Origin of the sequence: [Phormidium] sp. LEGE 05292 (genome assembly GCF_015207735.1) — a bacterium.
GTDB lineage: Bacteria > Cyanobacteriota > Cyanobacteriia > Cyanobacteriales > Aerosakkonemataceae > Floridanema.
This window is the reverse complement of the sequence record NZ_JADEWG010000010.1, coordinates 61,895-88,258: the sequence shown is the minus strand read 5'-3', so window position 1 is coordinate 88,258 and position 26,364 is coordinate 61,895. Positions and strand designations below refer to the sequence as shown.

General features: G+C 39.4%; 23 protein-coding genes. 14 read left to right on the top strand and 9 right to left on the bottom strand.

Translation table 11 applies throughout. The annotated features are described in order from the left end of the window. Nucleotides 1-124: 124 nt before the first annotated feature. From IQ264_RS05200 to IQ264_RS05190, 3 genes are read left to right on the top strand one after another with little or no spacing between them, the layout of a single operon-like run. Entirely contained in the window at nucleotides 125-901 is a 777-nt protein-coding gene (locus IQ264_RS05200) for a hypothetical protein (protein WP_193979292.1), read from the top strand. A 36-nt stretch (nucleotides 902-937) separates the two neighbouring features. Then, nucleotides 938-1,957, top strand: coding sequence for a DnaJ C-terminal domain-containing protein (locus tag IQ264_RS05195; RefSeq protein ID WP_193979290.1), 1,020 nt, complete (start codon nucleotides 938-940; stop codon nucleotides 1,955-1,957). Beyond that, entirely contained in the window at nucleotides 1,954-2,292 is a 339-nt protein-coding gene (locus IQ264_RS05190; RefSeq protein ID WP_193979288.1) for a chaperone modulator CbpM, read from the top strand. The genes IQ264_RS05195 and IQ264_RS05190 overlap by 4 nt, the downstream gene beginning before the upstream one ends. A 62-nt stretch (nucleotides 2,293-2,354) precedes the next feature. On the opposite strand, the gene IQ264_RS05185 is transcribed toward IQ264_RS05190, so the two are convergent. From IQ264_RS05185 to IQ264_RS05175, 3 genes are all read right to left on the bottom strand, one after another. Then, nucleotides 2,355-2,510: a hypothetical protein gene (locus IQ264_RS05185; RefSeq protein WP_193979286.1), complete on the bottom strand. Its 156-nt coding sequence runs from the start codon at nucleotides 2,508-2,510 to the stop codon at nucleotides 2,355-2,357. 102 nt (nucleotides 2,511-2,612) lie between these two features. Beyond that, entirely contained in the window at nucleotides 2,613-2,837 is a 225-nt protein-coding gene (locus tag IQ264_RS05180) for a hypothetical protein (RefSeq protein WP_193979284.1), read from the bottom strand. A gap of 256 nt (nucleotides 2,838-3,093) precedes the next feature. Next, the gene (locus tag IQ264_RS05175) at nucleotides 3,094-3,768 is read right to left on the bottom strand and encodes a MarC family protein (protein ID WP_193979282.1); all 675 of its coding nucleotides are present in this window, start codon (nucleotides 3,766-3,768) and stop codon (nucleotides 3,094-3,096) included. A 315-nt stretch (nucleotides 3,769-4,083) separates the two neighbouring features. Here IQ264_RS05175 and IQ264_RS05170 point away from each other — a divergent pair, with 315 nt between their 5' ends. The 3 genes from IQ264_RS05170 to IQ264_RS05160 are packed head-to-tail and all read left to right on the top strand — an operon-like array spanning nucleotide 4,084 to nucleotide 6,462. Continuing rightward, on the top strand, nucleotides 4,084-4,317 hold the full coding sequence (locus IQ264_RS05170) for a hypothetical protein (protein WP_193979280.1): 234 nt from the start codon (nucleotides 4,084-4,086) through the stop codon (nucleotides 4,315-4,317). A 48-nt stretch (nucleotides 4,318-4,365) separates the two neighbouring features. After that, the gene (locus IQ264_RS05165) at nucleotides 4,366-5,850 is read left to right on the top strand and encodes a response regulator (protein ID WP_193979278.1); all 1,485 of its coding nucleotides are present in this window, start codon (nucleotides 4,366-4,368) and stop codon (nucleotides 5,848-5,850) included. Nucleotides 5,851-5,889: 39 nt separating this feature from the next. Then, nucleotides 5,890-6,462 carry a DUF3611 family protein gene (locus IQ264_RS05160; protein WP_193979276.1) on the top strand — a complete coding sequence of 191 codons (573 nt, stop codon included), beginning with the start codon at nucleotides 5,890-5,892 and terminating at the stop codon, nucleotides 6,460-6,462. A gap of 222 nt (nucleotides 6,463-6,684) precedes the next feature. Here IQ264_RS05160 and IQ264_RS05155 read toward each other — a convergent pair whose 3' ends face one another. Beyond that, nucleotides 6,685-7,143, bottom strand: coding sequence for a universal stress protein (locus tag IQ264_RS05155; RefSeq protein ID WP_193979274.1), 459 nt, complete (start codon nucleotides 7,141-7,143; stop codon nucleotides 6,685-6,687). A gap of 128 nt (nucleotides 7,144-7,271) precedes the next feature. After that, nucleotides 7,272-7,445 carry a hypothetical protein gene (locus tag IQ264_RS05150; protein WP_193979306.1) on the bottom strand — a complete coding sequence of 58 codons (174 nt, stop codon included), beginning with the start codon at nucleotides 7,443-7,445 and terminating at the stop codon, nucleotides 7,272-7,274. A 598-nt stretch (nucleotides 7,446-8,043) separates the two neighbouring features. Between IQ264_RS05150 and IQ264_RS05145 the strand changes: the two genes are divergently transcribed. From IQ264_RS05145 to IQ264_RS05130, 4 genes are all read left to right on the top strand, one after another. Beyond that, the gene (locus IQ264_RS05145) at nucleotides 8,044-8,670 is read left to right on the top strand and encodes a transposase (RefSeq protein WP_322744603.1); all 627 of its coding nucleotides are present in this window, start codon (nucleotides 8,044-8,046) and stop codon (nucleotides 8,668-8,670) included. 208 nt (nucleotides 8,671-8,878) lie between these two features. Further along, nucleotides 8,879-11,413 (top strand): PAS domain-containing protein, encoded by a 2,535-nt coding sequence (locus IQ264_RS05140; RefSeq protein ID WP_193979272.1) that lies wholly within the window; start codon nucleotides 8,879-8,881, stop codon nucleotides 11,411-11,413. After that, a complete protein-coding gene (locus tag IQ264_RS05135; RefSeq protein WP_193979269.1) occupies nucleotides 11,385-11,765 on the top strand; it encodes a response regulator in 381 nt (126 codons plus the stop codon). The genes IQ264_RS05140 and IQ264_RS05135 overlap by 29 nt, the downstream gene beginning before the upstream one ends. Nucleotides 11,766-12,055: 290 nt before the next feature. Beyond that, nucleotides 12,056-15,067 carry an ATP-binding protein gene (locus IQ264_RS05130; protein ID WP_193979267.1) on the top strand — a complete coding sequence of 1,004 codons (3,012 nt, stop codon included), beginning with the start codon at nucleotides 12,056-12,058 and terminating at the stop codon, nucleotides 15,065-15,067. A gap of 138 nt (nucleotides 15,068-15,205) precedes the next feature. Here the strand turns inward: IQ264_RS05130 and IQ264_RS05125 are convergent, their stop codons facing one another. The 3 genes from IQ264_RS05125 to IQ264_RS05115 form a co-directional block, all read right to left on the bottom strand. After that, nucleotides 15,206-15,541, bottom strand: a complete 336-nt coding sequence (locus tag IQ264_RS05125; protein WP_193979265.1) for a DUF760 domain-containing protein — start codon at nucleotides 15,539-15,541, stop codon at nucleotides 15,206-15,208. Between the two features lie 169 nt (nucleotides 15,542-15,710). Continuing rightward, a complete protein-coding gene (locus IQ264_RS05120) occupies nucleotides 15,711-16,694 on the bottom strand; it encodes a DMT family transporter (RefSeq protein WP_193979263.1) in 984 nt (327 codons plus the stop codon). 243 nt (nucleotides 16,695-16,937) lie between these two features. Then, entirely contained in the window at nucleotides 16,938-19,229 is a 2,292-nt protein-coding gene (locus IQ264_RS05115) for a diguanylate cyclase domain-containing protein (RefSeq protein ID WP_193979261.1), read from the bottom strand. 253 nt (nucleotides 19,230-19,482) lie between these two features. Here IQ264_RS05115 and IQ264_RS05110 point away from each other — a divergent pair, with 253 nt between their 5' ends. From IQ264_RS05110 to IQ264_RS05100, 3 genes are all read left to right on the top strand, one after another. Then, entirely contained in the window at nucleotides 19,483-20,388 is a 906-nt protein-coding gene (locus IQ264_RS05110) for a hypothetical protein (RefSeq protein ID WP_228061300.1), read from the top strand. 614 nt (nucleotides 20,389-21,002) lie between these two features. After that, the gene (locus IQ264_RS05105) at nucleotides 21,003-22,085 is read left to right on the top strand and encodes a glycosyltransferase family 4 protein (protein ID WP_193979259.1); all 1,083 of its coding nucleotides are present in this window, start codon (nucleotides 21,003-21,005) and stop codon (nucleotides 22,083-22,085) included. A 418-nt stretch (nucleotides 22,086-22,503) separates the two neighbouring features. Next, on the top strand, nucleotides 22,504-23,967 hold the full coding sequence (locus IQ264_RS05100) for a glycosyltransferase family 4 protein (protein ID WP_193979257.1): 1,464 nt from the start codon (nucleotides 22,504-22,506) through the stop codon (nucleotides 23,965-23,967). A 72-nt stretch (nucleotides 23,968-24,039) separates the two neighbouring features. Here the strand turns inward: IQ264_RS05100 and IQ264_RS05095 are convergent, their stop codons facing one another. Then, nucleotides 24,040-24,774 carry a phycocyanobilin:ferredoxin oxidoreductase gene (locus IQ264_RS05095; RefSeq protein ID WP_193979255.1) on the bottom strand — a complete coding sequence of 245 codons (735 nt, stop codon included), beginning with the start codon at nucleotides 24,772-24,774 and terminating at the stop codon, nucleotides 24,040-24,042. Between the two features lie 77 nt (nucleotides 24,775-24,851). On the opposite strand from IQ264_RS05095, the gene IQ264_RS05090 reads away from it, so the two are divergent. Then, nucleotides 24,852-26,258, top strand: coding sequence for a serine/threonine protein kinase (locus IQ264_RS05090; RefSeq protein ID WP_193979252.1), 1,407 nt, complete (start codon nucleotides 24,852-24,854; stop codon nucleotides 26,256-26,258). Nucleotides 26,259-26,364 lie beyond the last annotated feature (106 nt).

The following is a 26,364-nucleotide window of genomic DNA, read 5'->3' as shown; positions in this document are numbered from 1 at the left end:
GGGGAGAGAGATGTGTAGCATTATTCCAATCCCTAGTCCCCAAAACCAGAGATTTCTATCATAAGTACGAAAGAGCCGTAGGATTATGTATTATCGGAAGATGGCGTGACAAGGAAGCTAAATCATGCAATATCGCTTTGAGCGTTTGAGATTTCATTTTGTTGAACATACAGTGAGACAAGTTTGGCAGGATGGTAATGCCGCCACAAAAGTAATGGATAGCCTGCAACAGGAACTCGAACGCAGTTTAACTGATGAAGAAGCCCTAAATCTGAAAGATCACATCCAGTTACTCTGTTCTGAAACTGATAAGCTGCTTCGGAGCCGGATTCCTCACGATTTTCCATCTCGTCAGAAAGCTATTGAGCTATGGGGTTATCAACAAATTCAACCTCTCCATTCCGATATTTATATTCACCACGAACAACCAACCGAGTCTGATTTTGACAGTCAGTTTGCACTCCCTCCTTCAGAAGTTTGGATGTGGAATGTTGTGTATACATTCACAGGCCCTTATTACGGCATCCAAACAGAAGCAAATGGTCAGGCTGCAACTTCTTATGCAGATCTAGGTTCTCTGGATTTTGTTCTGCAATCAGCAGAAATTCTCAAAACCTTTCCGAACTGTGAGTTATTAGGAGACTTAACAGCAGACAACATCGATCTGTTTACCTTGGAGGCAGACGAATGCCGCAGAATTAGCCAAACACTCCAACAGCAGCAAGATGCTGTGACAGAGGCGCTTAGCCAATTAATCCAGGGTGACGATCGCCAATACCATGCAACAATAGTGGTTAACACCTGGCAAGTTCCCCTGCAAGCTGCCCAGAATCAAGGCATTGCTCAATTCAAGTATGGTAAGCGAATCCATTCCGTTGAGTATAGTGAGAATGAGGCTTGAACCGGAGCTTTGCCAGGATGTAACAGGATGAAGAGAATGGCTACTACTGAGGGATTTAAGGATTATTATGCAGTCTTAGGGGTCGATAAAACGGCAAGTCAAGACCAGATCAAGAAGGCTTACCGCAAGTTAGCCCGGAAGTTGCATCCTGACCTTAATCCAGACGATAAAACGGCTGAAGAAAAGTTCAAGGAACTCAATGAAGCTAATGAAGTGCTTTCGGATGAAGAGAAGCGCCGCAAGTACGATCGCTATGGTCAGTATTGGAAACAGGTTAAAGAAGGTGGTGCAACTGAAGGCTATCCTGGTACGGCGGCTGATTCTGGTGAAAGTGAGTTTGGTGACTATAGCGGATTTGATGATTTTATCAATGAATTGTTGCATCGCTATGCTCGGGGCGATCGCCAAGGTCAGCGAGTTTACCGTTACAATACCGCTTCTGGTGCGCCTGATGTAGAAAGCGACTTTGATCCGGGTTATCGATCGGTTTATCACAGCTACGCTCCCCACCCGGATACAGAAGCCGCCTTTGTGCTGAGCATGGCAGAAGCATTTAATGGGGTGATGAAAGAACTGCAACTCGAAGGCGAGGAACCTTTTAAGGTCAGGATTCCCGCTGGAGCAAAGCCCGGTAGTAGAATTCGGATCAAAGGGAAAGGTCGCAAGAATCCGATGACGGGAGAACGGGGAGATTTATATCTCAACATTGATATTGCGCCTCATCCGTTTTTCAAATTTGATGAGGATTTGAACCTTACTGCTGAAATCAACCTGCCTCCCGATGAGGCAGTTTTGGGAACTGAACTCAATGTGCCAACACCAGATGGCGCGGTGAAGTTGAAAGTTCCGGCTGGGATTGATTCCGGGCGAACTTTACGTTTGCGTCAGAAAGGCTGGAAAAACTCCAAGGGGGAGCGCACCGATTTGCTAGTTAAAATCAAGATCGTTACGCCGGATGCTCAGGATCTTAGTGCGATCGAGCGCAGCAGCTATGAAACGATACGAGCCAACCGGACGTTTAACCCTCATGCTGATTTGGAGAGCATTACCTTATGAGTACCCCATTTTCCGAATCTTTTTCATCTGACATTGTGGAACTAAGTGCTGAAGAATATTGTTACACTTACGAACAGGCCGCTCAAATGACTGCCGTTTCTGTGACTTTGGTTGAGCGGTTTGTCTCCTTGAATTTGATTGAAGCCAAAAACGCTAAGTTGCGGGAACCGGATATTGCTCGGATTGCCCAGATGCTAAGGCTTCGTCGCGATCTGGGGTTGAACTGGGTAGGTGCTGGGATGGTGCTGGATTTGAGCCGGGAAATTTCGCTGTTGAAAGCTCGGCTACGGGCTTTTGACTCTCATCAGGATTTGGGTGAGGCGGGATTCCATTAACTTGCCACAAAATGCGATCGCTCTTTGAATCACTCATCCATCCCACTGAGCACAAATTTGGATTAACGAGAAATGGACGATCGCACGATCGGTTCGTTTGTCACTAGACAACCATTTTCCAAAACATACAGCCGATTATCTTGAATGTAATAAACTGTGATTATTGCTGGATCTAAGTCATAGGCATAGGCAGCACTGCGATCAAGAATCGTTCGCACAGCCCCAAAGACTTTGGTTTCAGGATTATAGAAAGCAGGTATCTTGAGCGGCTGTCCTCCGCCTGCTTTGGGCAATCTTTTTTCAAAGTTACAATTTTTCTGCTAAGCAACTGTCAGCAATATAATCAGCACAGCACTTAATACCAACGCCACCATGATTGCCGTAGCAACTCGGCGACTGAGTAAACCAACAATCAAAACCAGCATAATTATTATGCCACCCACACCGAGATAAATTAGATGCTGATCTGAACGATTAATTAACGGATCAACTGGTTGAGAGGTTTGAGCCTGAGCAATCAACAGAGGGATTTCTAACTGATTCATTATAGTATCTTCCTCATCAAAAATTACCGTTTAAATTGTCAGAGTGCTGCCATTTGTACAGTGACAAACTTGGTAAAAAAGTAGTTTCATGCTAGAGTTACGGCGATCGATCTAAATAATGTATATTGTTTTTACCGTTTTTCCCTTCTACCTTCTACCTTTCTTCCCTTCTGCCTTTCTTTCCTTCTGCCTTTCTTCCCTTCTGCCTTCTGCCTTTCTTCCCTTCTGCCTTCTGCCTTCTGCCTTCTGCCTTCTGTCAAAGTCGCAGTTGGGGAGCGATCGTGTGAACAATAATGTGAGTTAATCCAATCACAATAAATTGCACCCCAATAGAAGCAACTAGTAAGCCTAAGATGCGAGTGGCAATACTTAACCCCACATTGCCTAATATTCGTTGTAGCGATCGACCTGAGAGCAAAATGGCACAGAGAATTGATGAAATGAAAACACAAACAGCAGCTAATTCAACAATCTGAAATCCACCTTTCTTTGCCTGAACTTCATTGGCGTAGAGAATCACATTGGCAATTACGCCGGGACCCACCAGTAAAGGCATTGCCAACGGAATCACAATCTTTCGGTAAACAGACTCCGCTTCCTGAAAATCACTTTGATGATCTTGATTGGCAGCATCTTGCGCTGTACTTTTGAGATCGCCAGTCACCAAGTTAATGCCAATCAGTAACAGCAGAATTCCCCCAGCAATTCGGAATGAATCTAAGGTAATGCCAAAGAACTTAAGCAGCGCCGATCCAGTAAACAAAAACAGCAGCAGCAAGCCTAATACAGTGAGTGAAAGTAGCAGCGCCAGCCATTTTTGTACGGCTTTGTTTTCTTTCGCCGTGTAACTGATAAAAACTGGCAAAATCCCCAAGGGATTAAGTAGTGCAAATAAACTTGCGGCAAATGTGGTGAGAAGTTGTGTATCCATTATTAATCCGCTAGGAAAATAGGCTCTTTTGTGATTGTGGTGGAAAACTTTGCTTGAGAAGTATTGATAGATAGCCAAATTTTAACCTGAGTTCCGATTCAGGAAGAGATGTTATTCATCAAAATCAAAAATTTATTGATATAAACAGATAAATTTAGATAAACAATTTATTTGTCACCAGTTTGTTACTTTTCTGTGATAAAGTTTAGGTGCTTCAAGAAAATACTTTTAACCAACTGAAGCCCCAAAAGCAAAATTTACTTTTAAACAAGCATTTGCCATTCATCAATTTGAACTAAATGAGGTTACAAGCTAATGAGTAACACACCATCTACTTCTACTAATCCTCAACCTAATGTAGATCCCAATACAGAGCCTTACACAAATCCTCATCCTGCGCCCGTGCAAGATCCTAATGTCGATCCTTACACAAATCCCGAACCAGATTTGAATACAGATCCTAATTTAGAACCCTATACTAGTCCTCATCCTGAAGAACCAGTAATCGATCCTAACCTCGACCCTTACACAAATCCCGAAGCTGAATAGGAATTTAGCGAAAGTTCCTCATAGATTTAAGTGAAGCATCTGGATAGTATGCGAATTCTGCTTGTAGAAGATGACACAAATTTAGCAAAGGCGCTGACTACCGTTCTGGGTAAACACAATTATATTCTGGATGTTTCAACTGACGGTGAAATGGGTTGGGAAATGATTAATCTCATTTCTTATGATTTAGTATTACTAGATGTAATGCTGCCGAAGTTGGATGGAATTAGTTTGTGTCGTCGCTTGCGAGAACACAATCTCCAAGTTCCAGTCATGCTGATGACTGCACGGGATTCAATGACTGATAAACTAATAGGATTAGATAGTGGAGCAGATGACTACTTGGTGAAACCGTTTGATATCCAAGAGTTGCTGGCTAGAATTCGCGTTTTGTCTCGTCGATTGACTGAAGAATCAACAGCTATTCTTTCCTGCGGTAGTATTCGTCTCAATCCACAAATGCGGGAGATTACTTGTAATGGGCAAGTTTTACCATTTAGCCGCAAAGAGTATTTATTAATAGAGTTATTTCTTCGCCATCCTTGTCGTGTTTTTAGCCGAACTGATATTGTCGATCATCTTTGGACGTTGGATAAATTGCCAACTGAGGATACAGTAAAGTCCCATATTCGCCGGATTCGTAATAAGTTAAAGGAGGTGGGAGCAGAAGATTTAATTGAAACACTTTATGGACATGGCTATCGAATTAATCCAAGTTTATTACAGAATTCCTCATCTAATTCTTCTTTGTCTCCGACTCAAGGGAAAGAATTAAATGAGTCGATCGCCCAAATTTGGCAAAATATTCATGAGGGAGTGTTTAAACACCTAGAAACTCTGGAAGGAATTGTCATTATTTTAAAATCAAAAATATTCAATTCAAATCAACTACAAGCAGCCCAAAAAAGTGCTCATCAGCTTGCAGGTACGGTGGCAACTTTTGGTTTTGAAGCTGCTTCTTATATTGCTAAAGCGATCGAAATTCTCTTACAAAATCAACCGCTGTTAATTAACATAGATTCCCTCTCGCAATTAGTCAAGAGTTTACGCTTAGAATTAGAACAGTCTCCAAGGAATTTGGCTAATCAAGAAACGCCTGCTGATTCGTTAGTTTCTTTGCCTGAATTCCCTTTAACTGATAGTGGAGAGATTCGAGTATTGGCGATCGATGATGATGCCACAATTCTGATTTTACTTAAACAAATCCTGGCAAATGTGGGCATTAAAGTTGCCACATTAGAAAAACCGACGCAAATTTGGCAAATATTAGAAACAGTAAAACCAAATTTATTAATTTTAGATATCAATATGCCTGAGATTAATGGATTAAAGCTATGTCAAACTGTGCGGAATACAAAACAGTGGAGTTGGTTGCCTATTTTAATTCTTACCGTGCAAAGCGATCGCCAAACGCTACAACAGGTGTTTGCCAGTGGTGCTGATGACTATTTAACCAAACCAATTGTACCAGAAGAACTTTCTACCCAAGTTCTTAATCGGATTAGACGTAGCCAAAGACTTACCAGGATTTAAAGATTTCAGGATTTTCAAGAAATATCTGGAGAAACATCAATGTCAATTCAATCCAATTCCATAGCCCATTCAAACACTAGAGAAAACTTTGCCAACCAAATGCGCTTAGCAAGCTGGATTGGCTTTGGCTTTGAACTTACTTTAGGTATAGTTAGTTTTATAATTTTATTAGTAGCAGTTTTCGATCCGAACTTTAATATTAATCTTAAGTCGGGATTGGGATTAGTTTCTGTTGGTTCAGGATTAATTGTATTAGGAATTAGCATTTACTGGATATTTTCTTACATTCAAATTGCCCAAAAATTACTTTCTGCTAATCCCAGCGATCATCTAAGTGCAGAGCAAGTGCGTAATACTTTACATATAGGTATTACAATTCATTTTATTGGGCTTTTGCTTACTCTATTGGCGGCACAAATTATTGTTGGTAGTTTGGTGCTGAAAGCATTAACAATTCCTAGTGGAGGGGCGATTTATCAAACTAATCAACTGATTGAACCGTTAGATATATTTGTGGTGCAGGCTAGTATTTTAATGATTACTGCTGAAAGTCTCGGATTATTCATTACTTTCTGGCTACTGAAACAGATTAACTTGACAAAAAAAGCCTAATTTGAAACACTTTGGTTTAGCTCGATAGGATAATCTAAAAAGATGAGTTTAGCGATCGCCATTCCTGCACCTACATAAAAAAGCAAAACTAATTCCACTCACACAGCAATCAGATTGATTTTTGATATCGTATAGCAACCGTCAGGGCGGTTAAGCCGGGATGAAGGGCTAGAACCCTTGCTTTATACAACTTTTCCCTTCTGCCTTCTGCCTTCTGCTATATCACTCCCGCACTACCAAAACAGCGCAATGAGCATGATGCACAACATGATCTGTCACGCTTCCCAACAACACTCGCTCAATCACTCCATACCCATGAGAACCAATCACAATTAGATCGCTGTTTTCCTGTTGAGCAACATCGCAAATAATGTCTTTAGGTTCACCAAATTCTAACCGAGACTTAAAGGTAACACCTTTTTGATGACAAAGATTTTCTGCCCATTGAATAGTCGATTTAGCTTGTTGTTCTTCCGATTTCACTAACTCCGTTTCCTCTTGCCAGAGAATGCCGGGATCTTCTCCAAGAACACCAGCTAAAGGAGACATAGAAGGAATCATTACTGGTTCTTCAATTCCTAAAAGTAGGAAGGTTGTATCTTGGTGATTAATCATACTGAGTGCCTGTTCAAGAGCTTTGTGGCTGATTTCGGATCGATCGATAGCGACTAGAATTTTCATCAAAACCTCCAAAAACAATAGCGTTTTATGCTTTAAGTTTGCTTTATTATTAATAGCAAACTTGGAAAAATTATCACTTTAGTAGCTTTTCAATACAGGGTAACACAAGCAGGTGATTAAACGAATGTTTAAGGAGAATTTTTTAATTCTTTACAAACGTCTGAGGCTTTATCCTGGGGAGCAGCAAAGGGACTGGAGCAGTTAAACCATTTGATTACACCAATGTCAACAAATAGGGTAACACCTATAAAAGCCACAAGTAAAACTGCCAAGGATAGGATGATTTTGGTTTGATTAGTCACTAGTTTAGCTCCTGAGAATATGACAAAATGACTGCTTCTGATATCGATTATTTAAATGTTTGCTACAGATGCTTGGGAAAGGGCAGGGTTTGACTAAACCCACCCCTACTGATTTGTATTAACTTAAGTTGCTAGTTATTACAGCAGGTTGCAGGTAAATGAGGTACAAAGTTTTGGTTTTAGGGAACGGGGAACGGGGAACAGAAAATAAAAGTTCGGTGTACCTCACTTACCTGAAAAACGCTGTAATTCTTTCTTGTTCCCCCCTTGAGTAAGGGGGGTTAGGGGGGATCTAACGCTGTGATTAGTAGGTTTTGATCCCCCCAACCCCCCGAGATGTTAATAGCGAAGCTTCCGCTGGTTCCCCCCTTTTTAAGGGGGGCGGAGGGGGGATCAAAAGGGGGGCTAAGAAAGAGCTAGATTTGTAACTAGTAACTTGAGTTATTAATCATTGATGTAAACGATATGGTTTCAATTCCAAATCAACTTATCGTATGACAAAAAAGTGACAAAGTGGTGAAAGTTTGATTTCGGGTTAATTGTAAGTATTTTTTCACGGATTTTACACTTTTTATAAGTAAAATTTCAGGAAGTATTTATATGGTTCAACAAGCGTAATGCCAAACTGCAATCTATTAAAGATAAACAAAATATCAAAGGCATCACTAATCAACAGGTGAAGCTGACGGCAAAACGCAACAATCAAGTCAGGGATTACCTGAACAAGACAGCACTATTTATCGTGAATCACTGCATCGCCAACAGTATTGCTAATTTGATTATTGGGTACAACCCTGGAATCAAACAAGAAATCAATATTGGTGGACGCAATAACCAAAACTTTGTCCAAATACCTTTTCACAGTTTGCGTTTTAAGTTGAAGGCAATGTGCGAAAGATGCGGTTTGAACTACGTTGAACAGGAAGAATCTTACACAAGCATTGCAAGTGCAATTGATGGTGATAAAATACCTGTTTACAATGCCGACAACCCCAAGGAATACCAGTTTTCTGGTAAACGGATAAAACGGGGATTGTACAGGACAAAGGATGGGCATTTGGTTAATAGTGATTTAAATGGTTCACTAAATATTGGTAGGAAAAGTAAGCACGATGGTTTTACCGGAGTGTCTAGGGCTGCATTGACCCAGCCTAGAAGGATTAATCTTCTTAAATTGGAGAAGTGGAGAATGGTGGCTTTAGCCCCATTCGGAATAACTTCTTAGAATCCCCTCGGCTTTAGCCGAGGGGAGTGTCAATCAGGAACACCAGGGAAAATTTTGGGTTGAAAGTAAATTGGGGCAGGGCAGTACTTTCTATGTTGCCCTTCCATTAAGTTAGTAAATAGATTTAAGCATCTCCCCAAGGGCTGATTTTAATCTCTTCTTAAGAGTATGTCTTAAGATAGATAGGAGTGCAAAGGGGGAAGCTAGAATGGACGATCGCACTAAAACAAAAGACGAACTAATTCGAGAATTGCGGGCACTGCGAGCCGAGGTAGCGGCTCTCAAACAGAATACTTCAGCCGGAGATTCTCCGATTAATTTTCCTCTTTTGCATAGTGTGATTGATAATTACTCTTCGATTTTGGCAACCAGAACTCAGCTGTTAACTGTGAAGAAGAAGAAAATCGAGAACGATACCTGGCAACAGGATTTGAAGAAGCGCCAACAGCTAGAACAAGAAGTCATCCAACGAGAGCAATTGTTCACAGGTTTTTTTAATGCCGCAACTCAGTCCAACGTGGGATTATTCATCCTTGACACCAACTTACGGTTCCTCCACATTAATCAAACCCTAGCAGAGATCAATGGATATTCCATCGAGTTTCATTTGGGTAAATTCTTGCCTGATTTGTTGCCAGAACTTGGCCCTACTCTAACTCTGTTACTCCAGAATCTAATTGAAACCGGGCAACCGATCTCAAATTTTGAAGTATCCGGTTATTTGCCCAGTCAACCGGGAGTTTTACGGCATTGGCTGGACTCCTTTTTTCCCATTTTCAGCCCAGCAGGTGAGATAATCGCGCTCGGTGGCATGGTGCTGGAAATCTCGCACTACAAACAAGCGATCGAAGCACTACGCCAGAGTGAATTTAATCTGCGTACTGCCCAACGAATTGCATCTGTAGGAAGTTGGCATTGGGATTGTGCCACAAACAGTGTGAGCTGGTCTGAGGAAATGTATCAGATTCATGGATGCGACCCGAATCAACCTCCGCCTCAAGGGAAAGAACTGGAACCTTACATCCATCCAGATGACTTTGCTCACTATCAGCAGCTAACCGATCGCGCACTGGCAGGTTACTCCTTTGAAGTTGATTTACGGATCGTTCGCCCTGATGGAGAAATTCGCTACATTGAAGCACGGGGAGAACCGGGAGTTTTCAATGACAAGGGAGAATTGTTGCACTTGTCTGGCACTGTGCTGGATGTAACTGCTCGCAAACGAGTAGAACTGGCGTTGCGTCAAAGTGAATTTGCCTTGCGAGAAGCCCAACGGATTGCATCTGTTGGCAGTTGGCAATGGCAGCAAGAAGAGGAAAAAATTTCCTGGTCTGAAGAAATCTATCGCATTCACGGACTCGATCCCAACAGTCCTGTGCCTGATATGGAAAAGATGAATAAATACATTCATCCCGATGATTTAGAAATTCATCAAGCAATGCGCGACGCATCAATAAAAGGTGAAGCTTATGAATACGATCTGCGAATTATCCGTCCAGATGGGGAAGTTCGCTATGTCGAAGCTAGAGCAAAACCTGGGACTTTTAATGAGCGTGGGGAACTGATTGGGTTATTTGGCACACTGTTGGATGTTACCGAACGCAAACGAGTAGAAGCACAACTCCGCCAAAGCGAAGCAAATTTAGCCAGGGCGCAAAAAATTGCTCACATCGGTAGTTGGGAATATGACATTGCCAGCCAAACTTGCACTTGGTCAGAAGAACTGTATCGGATTCATCAACTCGATCCGAGTCTACCTGCTCCAGTAGGTGAAGAGATGGATCGTTTGATCCATCCTGATGATTTATGGATTAATCAACAACTGAAAGAAGCGAGCTTCTTAGGTAGACCGTCCTGTGTAGATATGCGGATCGTGCGACAGGATGGTGAAGTGCGACACATTGAAGTTCGGGGTGAGCCAGTTTTTAACCCGCAAGGACAGATAACAAGTTGGGTGGGAACGGTGATGGATATTACGGAACAGCATAAATTAGAGCGTCTTAAAAGTGAATTTGTCTCTGTTGTCAGTCATGAACTGCGGACTCCCCTGACTTCTATGCAAGTAGCTTTGAGTTTGCTGGATCAACAATTGGTCGATCCAACGTCAGAAGATGGACAAGGGATGATTCACGTTGCAGCCGAAGGTGTCGATCGCTTAGTGCGTTTAGTGAATGATATTCTCGATTTAGAACGACTCAATTCTGGTAAGGTTGGCATTGAAAAACAGCTTTGTTACCCGGCAAATCTGGTTCAGAGTGCGATCGATCAAATGAAAGATTTAGCAAATCAATATAATATTAAATTTGAAGTATCTGTGGTTCCCTGTACAATTCGGGCCGATCCCGACCGCCTGATCCAAGTCCTCACAAACCTACTCAGTAATGCCATTCGCTTTTCTCCAGAGCATTCAATTATCAAAATTCATGTAGAGACGTTTCATGAAACGTCTCTACATGATTTATTGCCTGCCACATTCATAAAATTTATGGTCATGGATCGGGGGCGTGGCATTCCCAGCGAACAGCTAGAAAGCATTTTTGAACGGTTTGAGCAAGTTGATGCCTCCGATTTTCGTAAGAAAGGTGGAACAGGATTAGGATTAGCGATTTGTCGGAGTATCATTCAACAACATGGAGGACGAATCTGGGCAGAAAGCAGCTTAGGAAAAGGCAGCAGTTTGTATTTTACTTTACCGATTTTAGAGGGCGGTCGTGATGGCAAAGAAACGCATCCTATTAATTGACGATGAACCAGGAATTCGTCAAGTAATTCCGGTTGCATTCCGAGTGATTGCTTCCTGGGAAGCTTTGGTTGCAGATTCTTGTCAAGCTGGCATTGCTATTGCGGAAGCTGAACAACCAGATGCGATTTTGTTAGATGTAATGATGCCAGAAATGGATGGAATTACCGCTTTTGGGCTAATGCAAGTTAATCCCGCGATTAAATCAATTCCGACTATTTTACTGACGGCTAAAGCACAAGCAAGCGATCGCCAAAGATTTGCTCAATTAGCGATCGCCGGAGTTATTACCAAACCTTTCAAAGCACCGGATTTAGTCAAGCAGATTCGATTAATTCTGAACTGGAATGACTAAACCAATCATGGATAAAAAACCTGTGATTTTTCTCTAATAAGTTTGATTATCATTCTTAGAGCCATCAAAAATATTCAGCAAACCGTATTTTTGTCAAGCCCCTATACTCATATCCTGCCTTATGCGATCGCCTGTGGCAGTTGCGTAAATCCTAACTAACTTAATTAACACTTTTGAGTAACTATTAAATAATGTTCTATTTGGCAAATTCCCTATCCAAGTTATGTTAAAAAGGAATCATCTGCTTACTTTTTTCTAGCACATTATTCAGTTATTCATCATTTATTAAAATGGATATTACACAGTTCGTTACCCCAGAATTAGTTGATTTAACTAATTGCGAACAAGAGGCTATTCATACCCCTGGTCTGATCCAGCCTCATGGTTTACTGTTAACTCTTCAAGAACCGGATTTAATTATTCTTCAAGCTAGCCAGAACACAGCAAATTTTTTGGGTATTTCGGCTGAATCATTAATTAATCATAGTTTAGCTCTGCTCCTAAATCAAGCCCAATTGAATCAATTACAAGAATATTTATTATCAGAAAATATAGAAATATATAATCCGTTAAATCTTTCCATAAAAACTGCTGATTCCACCAAAAACTTTGAATGTATAATTCATCGCTACGATGGAGTATTAATTTTAGAAATGGAGGAAGATTCAGTTAAAGACAAATCTTCTTCTCTCAGCTTTTACCATTTAGTTAAGACAGCAATTATGAATATTAAAAGATCCAATAATTTTCAGAAAATGACTGAATTATTAACTCAAGAAGTGAGAAAAATTACTGGTTATGACCGAGTAATGATTTATCAATTTGAGCCAGATGAAAGTGGCATAGTAATTGCTGAAGATAAAAGAGAAGGATTAGAACCATTTTTGGGTTTACATTATCCTGCGTCTGATATTCCCAGAAAAGCACGACAGTTATATTATACCAACTGGCTAAGATTAATTGTTGATATAAACTATCAGCCAGTGCCAATTATTCCCAAAAATAATCCTCTCACTAATGCTCCCCTAAATTTAAGTTTATCAGTTCTCAGAAGCGTTTCTCCCATTCACATAGAATACCTGCAAAATATGGGAGTAGGGGCATCTTTATGTATTTCATTAATCACGGATAGAAAACTTTGGGGGTTAATAGTCTGCCATCATTACTCCCCTCGCTATGTAACGTATGAAATTCGTAAATTCTGTGAATTACTAGGAGAAGTAATGTCCTTAGAAATACTTAATAAACAACAACAAGAGTTTGAAAAAATTAGCAAAAAAATTAAACTGATCCAAGAAGAATTAAAAGAAAATTTATTAAATCAAAATGTAAATAATAATACTTTTGATACAAAAGAAAAATTTTTATTAGAACTAGTAAATGCTGAAGGTGCGATTATCTATTTTAGTAAAAATTTAACTTTAGTTGGCAAAACCCCAGGAATAGAAGATATTAAAGCTTTAATTAATTGGTTGCAGAATCACAGTCAACAAGAAGTATTTCATACAAACTGCCTTTCGCAAATTTATCCTTCAGCCAAGCAAATCAAAGAATTAGTCAGTGGTTTACTAGCAATTTCTATCTTTGTTAATGACATTTCTTACCAAATAATTTGGTTAAGACCAGAAGTAATTCAAACAGTAAATTGGGGTGGAGATCCAAATAAAGCTGTCATTATTCAAGATGATGGAATTATACGTCTTTCGCCTCGTCGATCGTTTGAACTATGGAAAGAGACAGTTAGAGAAAAATCTTTACCTTGGAAACAGACAGAAATAAATGCTGCCGTAGAATTACGAAATGTTTTAATGTTTGCCGTTTTAAAATTATACCAATCAGCACTACAACAAGCAGCAATTGAAGCCCAAGCCGCTAACCGTGCCAAAAGCCAATTTTTAGCTAAAATGAGTCATGAATTGCGGACTCCTTTAAATGCAATTTTAGGCTTTACTCAAGTGTTAGCCCTGCATTCTTTAGATGCAGAACAGCAAGAATATTTAGGAATTATTGGTCGGAGTGGAGAACATTTACTATCTCTAATTAATGATGTTTTGGAAATGTCCAAAATTGAAGCTGGGTTGGTAACTTTCAATGAAAATTCTTTTGATTTATATCATCTGCTAGATGGCTTGGAAGAAATGTTACAGCTAAAAGCAGAATCAAAGAATTTGCAGTTATTATTTTACCGAGAACCCGACCTGCCTCAATATGTCAAAACTGATGAAAGTAAATTAAGACAGATATTGATTAATTTACTAGCTAATGCTATTAAATTTACTCAAAAAGGCACAGTAATTTTGCGAGTAAAAGTTAGTGAAAGTCCGCGACAGGTTGATCTGGAAAACTCGATAATGAAATGCAAAATTTTATTTGAAGTAGAAGATACTGGCGTTGGTATCGATCCAGAGGAAGTTAAACATTTATTTGAGCCATTTTTTCAAAGTGAAGCTGGTAAAAAATCAATGGAAGGCACGGGCTTAGGTTTACCAATTAGCCGCCAATTTGTCCAATTAATGGGTGGAGATATTAGTATTACCAGCCAATTAAGTAAAGGTACTAAGGTCAGATTTGATGTTAATGTTAATATTGGGATTACTAGCGATCGCCAATCAGAAGATAAGATCGGAAAAGTGATTGCCTTAGCACCAGAACAACCTATTTATCGCATCTTAGTAGTAGAAGATAACCAGGAAAATTGCCAACTTCTACACAAAGTATTAACATCGGTAGGGTTTGAAGTCCGTATTGCCACAAACGGTAAAGAAGCGATCGATTTATTTATAAGTTGGCAACCACATTTGATTTGGATGGATGTGAGAATGCCTGTAATGGATGGTTTAGAGGCAACAAAAAAAATTAAAGAGATCTGCCAAGAATCACAAAGCTACACTCCGAAAATTATTGCTTTGACTGCTAGCGCTTTTACTGAAGATCGCGATCGCATTTTAAAAGCTGGTTTTGATGATTTCGTTAGTAAACCTTTCCGTATCTCAGAAATTTTTGCCAAAATGAGCCATCACTTAGGAGTACGTTATTTATACGAAGAACCAACTCCGACTCAGGAAACCCAAAAAAGCCAAAGTTCCCTCAAACTTGTGCAAAAATTAACAGAGGCTGACTTATCTATCATGTCTGCTGAATGGTTAGCACTACTAAATCACGCCGCTATTTGTGCCGATGATGAACAAATTCTGAAATTGATTGCAGAAATTCCCCCAGAAAAAGCAGAATTAGCTGACAAATTAACAGATTTGGTAAATAACTTTGATTTTGAAGAAATTACCCATTTAACCAGGCAATGACTTTTTTTCATCCCCACCTTGGAGAATTAACTACCCACTTGTACTAGTGCAGTGTGGCAGAAATAACTAATCAGTTCAAAACAGGTAAAAACCTGAACCGAAAAACATTCTTTCCTGAAAGCCTTCTGCCTTCTTGCACTAGTTATCAGTTTCGCTTTCTGTAGCCGCTTGCAAATATCTTTCAAAACCCATTCTTTGTTCGGCATTCCGCAGGAAGTAACCATTCATCATCGCGGAAGCTAACAAGCGTCCCAAGTTTTCCTTAGATGTAGTAATCATCACGCCGAAGTGATCTGGTGGTAAATTTCCCAGCATCCCCGTTAAGTTAGCTTCCATGACCTTGGCTGCTTCAGACGAAGGTTTGGAAAGTGCGCTGATAATCTCTGGTTGCAGAGATCTCACATATTGCCAAAGCAAGTTGTTACCTTCGGAGTTGTCAAAGATGTCAGTGTTTTTGTTTGACAGATCATTCATAGTAGTGTCCTGTCCATTCATGTTTCGTAACTTAAATTTAACAAAGTACAAAACTTCTTTTCCAGTGAGTACAACCGAACCATAAGTACGGCTTCTCCTACTACCTAAGATCTTAATAACTCTTGTTGTGAACTGGTTGGCGGACAATCGAAATCAAATTGCTTCTTGATTAAGCACTTTCTTCCTTAACAGCCGATTTACTGAGTTGAGCAATATATATCCCTAATAAAACTACAGCAAAAGCCATCCAACTTGAAACACTTAATCTTTCCGAAAAGATCAGCCAAGCTTGCAGGGAAGTAATTACTGGATCGAGGAGAAAGGCGATCGCAATAAATCCAGAAGATAACATATTTTGACTATAAACAATTAACCCCTGACCAATAATTTGGCAAACCAAAGCTAACCCAATGACAAATAGCCATCCTTTCCAAGAATATGGGAAAATTCTCTCATGTGTTAAATACACAATTGGTATAGTTACTAATGTGGCGATCGCTGAACCCGCAATTAAAATATTATTAGCAGAAAATTTGGTTCTGAGTCTTTCTACAATCAGCAAATATCCAGCTACTAATATTGCTGAAATTACAGCTGCTAAATCTCCTTGAACTTTGCCTGTGGCAACTTGCAAATCCTCTAATTCAATCACAACTACTCCACTTAAAGCGATCGCCATCCCAAAAATGAATTTGTTGTCAAAATGCTTACCAAACAATAGCCAAGCTAGCAAACAAGTAAACAGAGGAGTCAGGTTATGCAGTACCGTTGAAATTGCTACACTTGTTTGTGTGATTGACCAAGCCCAAAATAATTGCGCTGCCGCAAAAAAAGTTCCATATCCCACAAATAACCAGATATATTTAGTAAAATTCTCGCTATTTTTGGGCGAATCTTCTTCTCGATCTGGTGAGTAGCGCCGACGAATCGCTTGTATTCCATTGACTAATCCTAAGCTGGCAGTACTGATCCATAAACGATTAAATATAGTGGCGTATGGACTTAGTTCAGATTCGCTTAACTTAATAAAAATTGCCGCAAAAGATATGCCAAGTATCCCAATAAGTAAGGAAACAAGAGCCAACCAATTGGGTAATATTTGTGTTTCAGTCTGTTGTTTCGTTAGTTCTAGCCTGATTGCTTTACTGACCATTTTATTGATTTTGTTTAGTAAAAATTTAGACGCAGCTATTCGGACGATCGCTAAAGAAAATTACCTTCAGACGCGATCGCAAATTTAACGCTTCCCACTTCAATTTCTAGAGTCTGTTCCCTAACGGGAACCATATAGTATTATAAACAACAAAACTTCACTAAAAATTAAAGTTTTTTTAATACTTACTTTTCCTACTTTTCTTACCTTTCTTACTTTTCTTAATAGTAAAAAAGATGGAAACTAAAGTTTAGGTTGAATCAAGGCTTCTAGGTGTATTGGTTGATGATTTTTTGGCATATAATACTGATAATTATTCCTGCCCTTTTTCTTAGCTTCGTACAAAGCTGAATCAGCCTTTTTTAATAAAGTCTCAACATCTTCTCCATCCTCTGGATAAACAGCAATGCCAACACTAGTACTAGTATGAAGCTCTTGATTTTCTAAGTAAAAAGGTAACTTAAGCGCATCAATAATTCTTTGAGCAATCTTACCAGCATCATTTCTATTAAGAATCTGAGTCAATAAGATAGTAAATTCATCTCCTCCCCAACGAGCTACTGTATCTCCCTCTCGCAGGCAACTTTTTAACCTTTCCGCAACATTTTGTAATAAGCGATCGCCTACTGCATGACCCAGAGTATCATTAATTTTCTTGAAGCGGTCTAAATCGAGAAACATTACAGCAAATTTGTGCTGATGAGTAGGAGCATTCTCTAACGAAATAATCAATTTTTCATTAAACAAAGCTCGGTTAGGTAGAGTAGTCAACAAGTCATGAAAAGCTTGATACTGAATCGTCGCTTCGGCTCTTTTACGTTCCGTAATATCTACCACTGTCCCTTCATAACCGACTAATTTCCCTTCACTATTGTACAAACCAGAAGCATTTTCCGAAATCCAAATAATACTGCGATCTTTGCGGTAAATCTGCGACTCAAAACCCAAAACGGCACCTTGTTCCTGAATTAAAGACATGAATTCAGTTCGACGATTCGGATCGACATAAAGTTGACAATTAATATCTGTAAAATCCAACAATAATTCTTCAACAGATTTATACCCATAAATTTTAGCCAACATCTGATTAGCAATTAAATATCTGCCATCTACAGAACTTTGAAAAATTCCCTCCACAGCATTTTCAAAAATACTACGATACTTAATTTCTGCTTTTCTTAATGATTCTTCTGCCTGTTTGCGTTCTGTAATATCAATAATAATTCCTTCTAAATTTAGCACTTCACCTTGGTTGTCAAAAACTCCTCTACCCTTTTCCCATACCCACTTTTCTTCACCTGACTTAGTACAAATCCGATACTCAACTTGGTAATCTTGTTTTTTACTAATAGCAAAATTAATAGCAATTAAAACTTTTGGTAAGTCTTCTGGATATACAATTTCGTTATATGAGCTTCCATTTCCCAACAGTTCTTCAGTTTTATACCCAGTTAATTCCCAGGTGTCTTTACCAAAAGATTTCATTGACCATTGAGTATTATTATTGGCATGAAAAGGAATACCTGGTAACAAATCAATTGCTGAAGCCAGCTTTTGTTGATTTTTTTGTAATTCTGTTTCGCCTTGTTTTTGGGCGGTAATGTTTTCCCAAACCCCAACCCAGTACTGTTTTCCTGAAATGGTTAATGCAGAAAAGCGTGTATTAGTAATTATCACTGTCCCATCTTTCTGAAAATTATTTAATTCTTTTGACCAAAAGCCTTGGGTATTTAAAGCCAAGGTGATTTCTCTTAAGGAATTTTTTTCTGGTAAACGGCGATTGATTAAGGATAAGTTTTTACCAATTAACTCTTCTGGTGCATAGCCAAATATAGTGCAAAATGAATTATTGAAAAATAAAATATTACCTAATTCATCAGAAACACTTACTCCTTCTGCGATAATTTCTAACATTTTATACTGATTTTTGAAGATTTCTTGAATTCTTTTTATTTCAAAGAATTCACCTAATTGAGTAGTAATATTAAAAACTAAGTTTATTAAGAGATAATCTTCCTGCTTAGACTTAAACATGAAAAATACTAGGACAGCTAAAACATAGTCCCCAACCAAAATAGGAATTGCCAAACCAGCTTTTAATCGAGATGTTAAAGCCAATTCCATTCGGGCAAAAATTGCTTTTGGTGCTTGGGAAATATCTGGAATCAACTCTGGTTGTTTAGATAACCAAACTCGCCCAGGTAAACCCACATTTGGGGGAAATGTTAATGCTTTACTAAATTTTCTCAAGGATTCAAGATTGCTGCTACCGTACCAAACAGGGCTATATTCTAAAGTGGAGCCATCAAGACGAGGAATCCAAGCTTCTCCATAATCCCAGCCTGTCAGTTCACACACTCGATCTAAGGTTAATTTTAGAGAACTCTGGAAATCTACCGATCGATCGATCGCCACAGTGATTGCTTGGCAAAATTCCGTTTCTTTAGTAGATGCAATTTCAGTAGAATCGTAGTGCATGATTAGTGAAGAGTAAATTGGAAGTGGTAGCGCCAAATCATCAGGTATTAATTTCATATTGAATAATCCAATTATATTTATCCTAAATCGTAGAATTTACTCTTGGTTTTTTTCTGTACAATATGTTATTGCTAGACATAGCTTGCCTCTAGTTTGCTGAGGTGTATATTAGATTAGCTAAACAAGTAAAACTTTCAGTGAAATTACTGATTTATTTATATTTCTTTACTTTCATTGACTTTGTTGATGCAATTACCTCTTTAACGGGCATTCTATAAGTAGTTACCTAGTTCCCAGTAGGATTAGACTAATGTCAGCTTCAATTATTCTCGTAGATCCCCTGTTAGCCCAAACCCCTGCCAAAAAACCTAATCCCACCGATTCATCATTTGACATCTGGATGGGAGTTTCTGGAGGTTTAGCTTTACTGCTAGTAGCTTTAGGCGTATATTCCAAGCTTCAGATCGATAAATTGAATAAAAAAGTTAGATTTGAAGATTTCCGCATCAAAGAGCTAGACAAAAAATTAAAGTTAGCTCTGGAAACGATTCGCAAGATGGAAACTAATCCAGACTTGGTTTATTCCAGAGAGTTTAACTTAGATTATTTACGAATGCGGATGGCAGAAGAAGTATTCCACTTTGCCATTGTCAATCAAATCAAGGTGAAAGTGAAGGAGAAAATAGCCGTTGCTCTCCGCCCCAACCAAGCTCAACAAACAGCTGTAGGTATTGCCAGTGCTTCTGGAAGACAAGTTGATGAAATGTTTGATGTTGAGTATTTACCTGTAGAAGGAGTCAAAGCTAAAAAGGCTGTGTTGTTCCGAATTCAAATTCGGCTGATGAAATTACCCACCCAAGCTACTTCTGCCACAATCAATCAAATTATTGATTGTATCGAAACTTTCTTGAGTCCTAGTGAAGATAATGATAATTGGCAACCGACAATTCAAGGTCGGATTGTCCACATGGAATGGGATCAGAAGGCTAAACCCACACCGCTGCTAGTGTTAGAGCAATTGAATGATGGTGTTAATGTTAGCTTTGCCACCCGTAGAGATGTGCCTAAACCCGCAGGTGGCCCAGCACCAGCAGCCCCACCACCACCACCAATGAGACGACCCCCAGCACCCCCTGGAGCCAAAGCTCCCGGCAACGACGCAGCTAAACCAGGAGCTAAGCCTGGTAATAAACCTGCTAATAAAACAAAGAAATAATTCTTCCTGTTTTTGATTTTTTGATCAAAATTACCTATTTTGGAAAGAAGAGAAAGTTATTTTCCTCCTCTCCCTACCCCCTTGGCTACGGTCTCGAAAACAAAATTCATGACTAAAGAGATAGATTTTCGTTTCTAATTAACCTTTCTTATGCTGTTTTACTCCCCTTGGAGGTAGTATTTACCGAACATGAAATATAGTAAATTTAGGAGCTATCTTCCTTAGCCGCAGCACGAACTAAATATTTCTTACCTCTTAAAGCTGTTTCGCCCTTTATTTCCAGTAGTTTCACAGCTATTAAATCTGTTTATTACCTGATTTATACCGCTAGTTTTATTGAGCTTTGTGCCCGAAGATAGATGGCAATAAGGGTAAAAGTGGAAAAAAATCAGTTAAATCAAATACATTTTTTGACTTTTAGAGGTAGGGATTTCCCTACTTGGGTGATTGGCGGAGAAGTGATTAGAAAATATAAAATTCAGATTAAATTCTCGCAAAAGTTTGGTGCTTAACGCTAACCCTAGTTCTAGTGCAAGTGAGTCGCTCGATCGCACTCCGAAGTCAAAAAAAGCAGGTGCTTCCAACTGGAAATTTTCGATTTTAGGAGGTTTATTATGCGGATTGCTCAGGTTGCGCCACTCTGGGAAAGAGTGCCACCACCAGCATACGGCGGAATTGAATTGGTAGTCAGTCTCTTAACTGATGAGCTAGTTCGCCGGGGGCATGAAGTAACCCTATTTGCATCAGGAGATTCTATTAGTCTGGCTAAGATTGAATCAGTACATCCTCGTGCGATTAGGCTCGATCCTAGTGTGAAAGAATACAGCGTTTATGAAATGCTGCAACTGAGTCAAGTGTATGAACGGGCATCAGAGTTTGACATCATTCATTCACACATGGGTCATGCGGCATTACCTTATGCCAAACTGGTAAAAACTCCCACCGTTCACACTTTGCATGGAATTTTTACTCCCGATCACGAAAAAATCTTTACATACGCTAAAGAACAACCTTACATCAGCATTTCCCATACACAAAAGGAATCTAGATTAGGGTTAAATTATGTAGCAACGGTTTACAACGGAATTGACGTTGATAGTCATAAGTTTTATCCCCAACCTGATGAACCACCATATTTAGCTTTTTTGGGTCGGATGTCGCCAGAAAAAGGGCCACATCATGCGATCGCGATTGCTAAAGCCGTAGGTTTACCACTAATAATGGCGGGTAAAGTTGATGCGGTTGATGTGGAATATTTTGAAACCGAAATTAAACCCCACATTGACGGCGAACAAATTCAATACACAGGAGAAGCAAATCACTATCAAAAGAATCAATTAATGGGTAGGGCACTTGCCACTTTATTCCCCATTACTTGGCGCGAACCTTTTGGTTTAGTCATGGTTGAATCTATGGCAGCTGGTACACCAGTAGTTGCGATGAATTTAGGTTCAACCACCGAATTAATTGCTGATGGCAAGACAGGTTTCTTGTGCAAGGACGTGGCAGAATGTATTAGTGCTGTGGAGAAGATTGGACAGATCGATCGCCATGCTTGCCGGGAACACATTGTTAACAACTTCAGCGTCAAACAAATGACCAATGGTTACGAAGCAGTTTATCAACAAATTTTAGCTGGACGGTTTGAACGCACCAACGGACATTTACATACACCACTTTTAAGCAAGACAAATTAGCGAGACTCAAGTGATTTTTGATTTTTGATTTTGGATTTACCCCGTCCATAAGGGTAAAGGGCTTGAAGATTCAGGATTGACGTTCGCGGAGCGTGTGCGTAGTAGGTATTTTAGATTATTCCGATCGTCTATCTTGGGATCTAAGCCCAAAATCTAAAATCTAAAATCTAAAATCTAAAATTGCAGTTAACCTGTAATTTTACTAAATTCCTTTTGCGAGATTTCTTTAATTAATAGCACCAATTTTTCAGCGATTTTAGCTACATCTAGGACATTTGACATCCAAAACTTGCACTAAGTTTTTCCAAACACAGTCATTCGTCAATAATGATTCTTTGAATTGAGTTCACTGTTTTTCAATGAACTAAGAATCACTATTGATTAATGACTAACCACCAATGACTAAAGAGGTGAAGTCATGACTAAAGTTTCTTTACAGTCCTCTACTAAACATTCTCAGGGTAAATCTTCCTTACCGCCAAAAACACATTTTGCCGCTACAAAAATAGATGTTCCTTCTCGACAAGCGATCGCCTTAATTTCCGATCATGGCGATCCCGCTGCGGAAATTGGCAAAGAAGAAGCAGGCGGTCAAAATGTATATGTGCGTCAAGTGGGTGAAGCTTTAGCCAAATTAGGTTGGCAAGTCGATATGTTCACGCGCAAAGTACACCCGGAAGATGCAACCATTGTGCAACATTCGCCTCATTGTCGCACAATTCGCTTAGTAGCGGGGCCACAGGAGTTTATTGGGCGCGATCGCTTGCTGGAATATATGCCAGAATTTGTCGAAGCATTCCAAAAATTTCAAGTTAAAGAAGGCACAAATTATCCCTTAGTTCATACTAATTATTGGCTTTCTGCTTGGATAGGTTTGCAGTTACAAAAACGCAGTAACATTCAGCTTATTCACACTTATCATTCCCTTGGCGCAGTTAAATATCAAACAACAGGGAAAAAACCTGCAATTGCCGAAACTAGACTAGCAGTTGAAAAGCAAATTTTAGAACAAGCAAACTGCATAGTTGCCACCAGTCCCCAAGAGGAAGAAATGCTTCGCACCTTGGTATCTCAAGCAGGTAATATTGAAGTTATTCCTTGCGGTACTGACATTGAAAACTTCCGTATTACTATGCCAAAAGCAGACGCAAGGGCAGCACTAGGTTTCGATCCTAACGAACAAATTGTTTTATATGTGGGACGTTTCGATCGACGTAAAGGAATTGAAACTTTAGTCCGTGCTTGCGCCAAACTTAAAGACAAAATTGAAACCCAACAATCAGAAAAATTACATCCCTACGCTAATCTAAAATTAGTGATTGTCGGTGGCAGTGAACCAGACCAATCAGACGGTTTAGAAAGACAAAGAATTGAGGGTATTGTTAAAGAATTAGGATTAGTAAACAATACCATCTTTGCTGGGCGAATTGGTCATGATTTGCTACCTTTGTATTACACTGCGGCTGATGTTTGTGTAATTCCCAGTCATTACGAACCTTTTGGTTTAGTAGCAATTGAAGCGATGGCTTGCGGTACGCCTGTGGTGGCTTCTGATGTTGGAGGTTTGCGGTTTACAGTGATGCCAGAAGAAACTGGGTTGTTAGTTCCGCCGCAAAATGTGGAGGCTTTTGCTGGTGCGATCGATCGCATTTTAGCCGACGAAATTTGGGCGCAAAAACTCCGCAAACAAGCATCATTAAGAGTACAACAAAACTTTAGTTGGACGGGTGTTGCAATTCAACTCAGCGACCTCTATCGTCGTTTATTAGCACAATCTTTGCTTCACCCATCTTTCTATCATCCTCAGTTACCCATTAAACAATCTGTAACTGTTGCTGCTACTAGTCAAACTGTTGCTAAGAGTCTAGTTAAAGCATCGTAAGGAAGCAGTTGTAGAGACGTTGTATACAACGTCTCTACTCTACAATTTAAGGTTCTAGTCCATCCAAAAAACCTAAACAAAATCAAACAAAACTGTAGTCATGTAACGTTCTGCCCAATCATTACCAAAAGCTTTCTCTAAAACTCTGCGGGTTTTATCATTTTTTTGTTGTTTAGTGCAGTAATAACGTTGACCTTTTAAAATTTCCTCACGGCGTTGTTCGTCAACAGGTTGGGCAATAGTTGCTTGCTGACAGTGAATAGTTAAAAAGTCACGAACTCTGGATAAAAACTGTGTTTCTTCCTCTGCATTTCCCGGACGAATAAATAAACAAAATTCCGAAAAAATATCACCCCATTCTGGTAAATCTCGCGGTTGCGAAAAGTCGATCGCAGGCAATCCAGAAAGAGCATTTGTGTAGCCTTCTGGTAAAGTTAAGTCAGGGTTAGTTGAAGAAAGATCGACGATCGCAGCACTAATTTGTCCCCTACCACCAACTAAGTCAGTCCCAAACATCGGTAAAGCATATTCGGGGCGGGGAAACATTACGCAATGTAAAATGTCTAAAGAAGCACCGACTTTCGCCAATTCTAAGTGCATTTTGCGAAATTGCGGACTTTGGTAGCAACGATTTTCGATCGTCAACTTTTCCCCTTCCAGTCGCCCTTCCACATATCCCAAATCTTCTGGAAGGTGATACGGTTCTAATTGTAAGTATTGTTGCCAAGTAGACTCAATACAATCAGCAAGTTGGCGAATTAAGGGATGTTGTTGTTCCCGCAGAGAAGGGTTTAAATTTTGTAACATTATTCGGATAATAAAAAGTGCAACATTTAAGCCTTGCTCCAGAATAGAACGAAGAGGGACAATAATGGAAAAAAATAATGTTCGATACCTTGTGGGAAGAACGCTACGAAATTCGCCAACAACTAGGGAAAAAAGCCGGACGTAGAACTCTACTAGCTTGGGATAAGCAAACTCAAGAATTAGTAGTAATTAAGCTACTAACTTTCGGTAATGATTTGGAATGGGAAGATTTCAAGCTATTTGAACGGGAAGCAAAAACCTTAAAAAACCTTTCCCATCCTGCTATTCCCCGATATTTAAATTATTTTGAGGTAAACTCACCGAATAACAAAGGATTTGCCTTAGTTCAAAGTTATATTCCTGCTAATTCCTTGGAAGAACACCTAAAAGCTGGCAGAACTTTTACCGAAAGCGAAGTACAAGAAATTGCTAAAGATATTTTAAGAATTCTTACTTATTTACATCAACATCAACCACCAATAATTCACCGAGATATTAAGCCAAGTAACATTCTTTTGACTAATAGTTCTACAAGTGGTAAAGGTGAAGTTTATTTAGTAGATTTTGGTTCAGTCCAAACACTCGCCGCTAGAGAATCTGGGACAATTACGGTAGTAGGAACTTACGGCTATATGCCACCAGAACAATTTGGCGGTAGGGCAGTTCCCGCTTCTGACCTTTACAGTTTAGGCGCAACTTTAATCTATTTAGTTACGGGTACTCATCCAGCAGATTTACCTCAAACAGATTTGAATATTGAATTTGAGCAATTTGCTAATATTAGTCCGGGCTTTTCTCGCTGGTTAAAATTGTTAACAGAGCCAAGTTTAAACCGTCGGTTAAATTCAGCGGAAGCAGCATTAACAGCTTTAGAAAAACCGTTAACCAAAGATGCTATTTATTTAGTTCCTAAAAAGCCATCAGGCAGCAAAGTTATTCTAAATAAAAATTTTAATCATTTAGAAATTACTATTTCTGAATCAGGATTAAGACCGGATATCGTATTTTTGATTTTATTTGCGATCGCTTGGAATTCCGGCATATTTATGTGGACGATCGCAGCCTTTTTCATTGCGCCCTTTGGCATGAACCTGTTCTTTTTATTATTCTCCTTACCATTTTGGGGTGCTGGCATTGGTATGCTCTCAGAAATACTTTTTAGTTTATTTGGTAAATCTGTTTTGCTTGTAAATAAACAAGAAATTTCCTTCATTTACAAGTTGTTTGGCTTGAAATTCAAGTTTCGTCCCGGAATGTCTATGTTAGCTAATTATAATTTGCGTCCCATGCCTAGAACAGAGATTAGCAAATTAGAATTAATCTATGTAACTGAAGGTCATCGTTGCTCGATCGCTATTTGGGCAGGAAGGCGAGAATATATATTTGGGCATGGCTTAACTGTACCAGAAATTGAGTGGCTGGCGGCTGAACTCAGCGATTGGTTAAATTTACCAATTCAAATCAAAAGACTGCCAAGTGAATAACCGTTCGTTGTAGCGACTTCAGTCGTTAGTTTTTAAGATTATTAAACCGCTCCAGACCCAGAGGACACAGAGAGTTTTGAGGAGAGAATTAGCTATGATGAATAAC

Excerpts from the sequence above, each read along its gene's own strand:
- IQ264_RS05125 (WP_193979265.1), bottom strand. The coding sequence starts at position 15,541 with ATGAATGATCTGTCAAACAAAAACACTGACATCTTTGACAACTCCGAA.
- IQ264_RS05130 (WP_193979267.1), top strand. The coding sequence starts at position 12,056 with ATGGATATTACACAGTTCGTTACCCCAGAATTAGTTGATTTAACTAAT.
- IQ264_RS05175 (WP_193979282.1), bottom strand. The coding sequence starts at position 3,768 with ATGGATACACAACTTCTCACCACATTTGCCGCAAGTTTATTTGCACTA.
- IQ264_RS05200 (WP_193979292.1), top strand. The coding sequence starts at position 125 with ATGCAATATCGCTTTGAGCGTTTGAGATTTCATTTTGTTGAACATACA.
- IQ264_RS05110 (WP_228061300.1), top strand. The coding sequence starts at position 19,483 with ATGTCAGCTTCAATTATTCTCGTAGATCCCCTGTTAGCCCAAACCCCT.
- IQ264_RS05155 (WP_193979274.1), bottom strand. The coding sequence starts at position 7,143 with ATGAAAATTCTAGTCGCTATCGATCGATCCGAAATCAGCCACAAAGCT.
- IQ264_RS05140 (WP_193979272.1), top strand. The coding sequence starts at position 8,879 with ATGGACGATCGCACTAAAACAAAAGACGAACTAATTCGAGAATTGCGG.
- IQ264_RS05095 (WP_193979255.1), bottom strand. The coding sequence starts at position 24,774 with ATGTTACAAAATTTAAACCCTTCTCTGCGGGAACAACAACATCCCTTA.
- IQ264_RS05090 (WP_193979252.1), top strand. The coding sequence starts at position 24,852 with ATGTTCGATACCTTGTGGGAAGAACGCTACGAAATTCGCCAACAACTA.
- IQ264_RS05160 (WP_193979276.1), top strand. The coding sequence starts at position 5,890 with ATGTCAATTCAATCCAATTCCATAGCCCATTCAAACACTAGAGAAAAC.
- IQ264_RS05190 (WP_193979288.1), top strand. The coding sequence starts at position 1,954 with ATGAGTACCCCATTTTCCGAATCTTTTTCATCTGACATTGTGGAACTA.
- IQ264_RS05115 (WP_193979261.1), bottom strand. The coding sequence starts at position 19,229 with ATGAAATTAATACCTGATGATTTGGCGCTACCACTTCCAATTTACTCT.
- IQ264_RS05180 (WP_193979284.1), bottom strand. The coding sequence starts at position 2,837 with ATGAATCAGTTAGAAATCCCTCTGTTGATTGCTCAGGCTCAAACCTCT.
- IQ264_RS05105 (WP_193979259.1), top strand. The coding sequence starts at position 21,003 with ATGCGGATTGCTCAGGTTGCGCCACTCTGGGAAAGAGTGCCACCACCA.
- IQ264_RS05170 (WP_193979280.1), top strand. The coding sequence starts at position 4,084 with ATGAGTAACACACCATCTACTTCTACTAATCCTCAACCTAATGTAGAT.
- IQ264_RS05120 (WP_193979263.1), bottom strand. The coding sequence starts at position 16,694 with ATGGTCAGTAAAGCAATCAGGCTAGAACTAACGAAACAACAGACTGAA.
- IQ264_RS05165 (WP_193979278.1), top strand. The coding sequence starts at position 4,366 with ATGCGAATTCTGCTTGTAGAAGATGACACAAATTTAGCAAAGGCGCTG.
- IQ264_RS05100 (WP_193979257.1), top strand. The coding sequence starts at position 22,504 with ATGACTAAAGTTTCTTTACAGTCCTCTACTAAACATTCTCAGGGTAAA.
- IQ264_RS05135 (WP_193979269.1), top strand. The coding sequence starts at position 11,385 with ATGGCAAAGAAACGCATCCTATTAATTGACGATGAACCAGGAATTCGT.
- IQ264_RS05195 (WP_193979290.1), top strand. The coding sequence starts at position 938 with ATGGCTACTACTGAGGGATTTAAGGATTATTATGCAGTCTTAGGGGTC.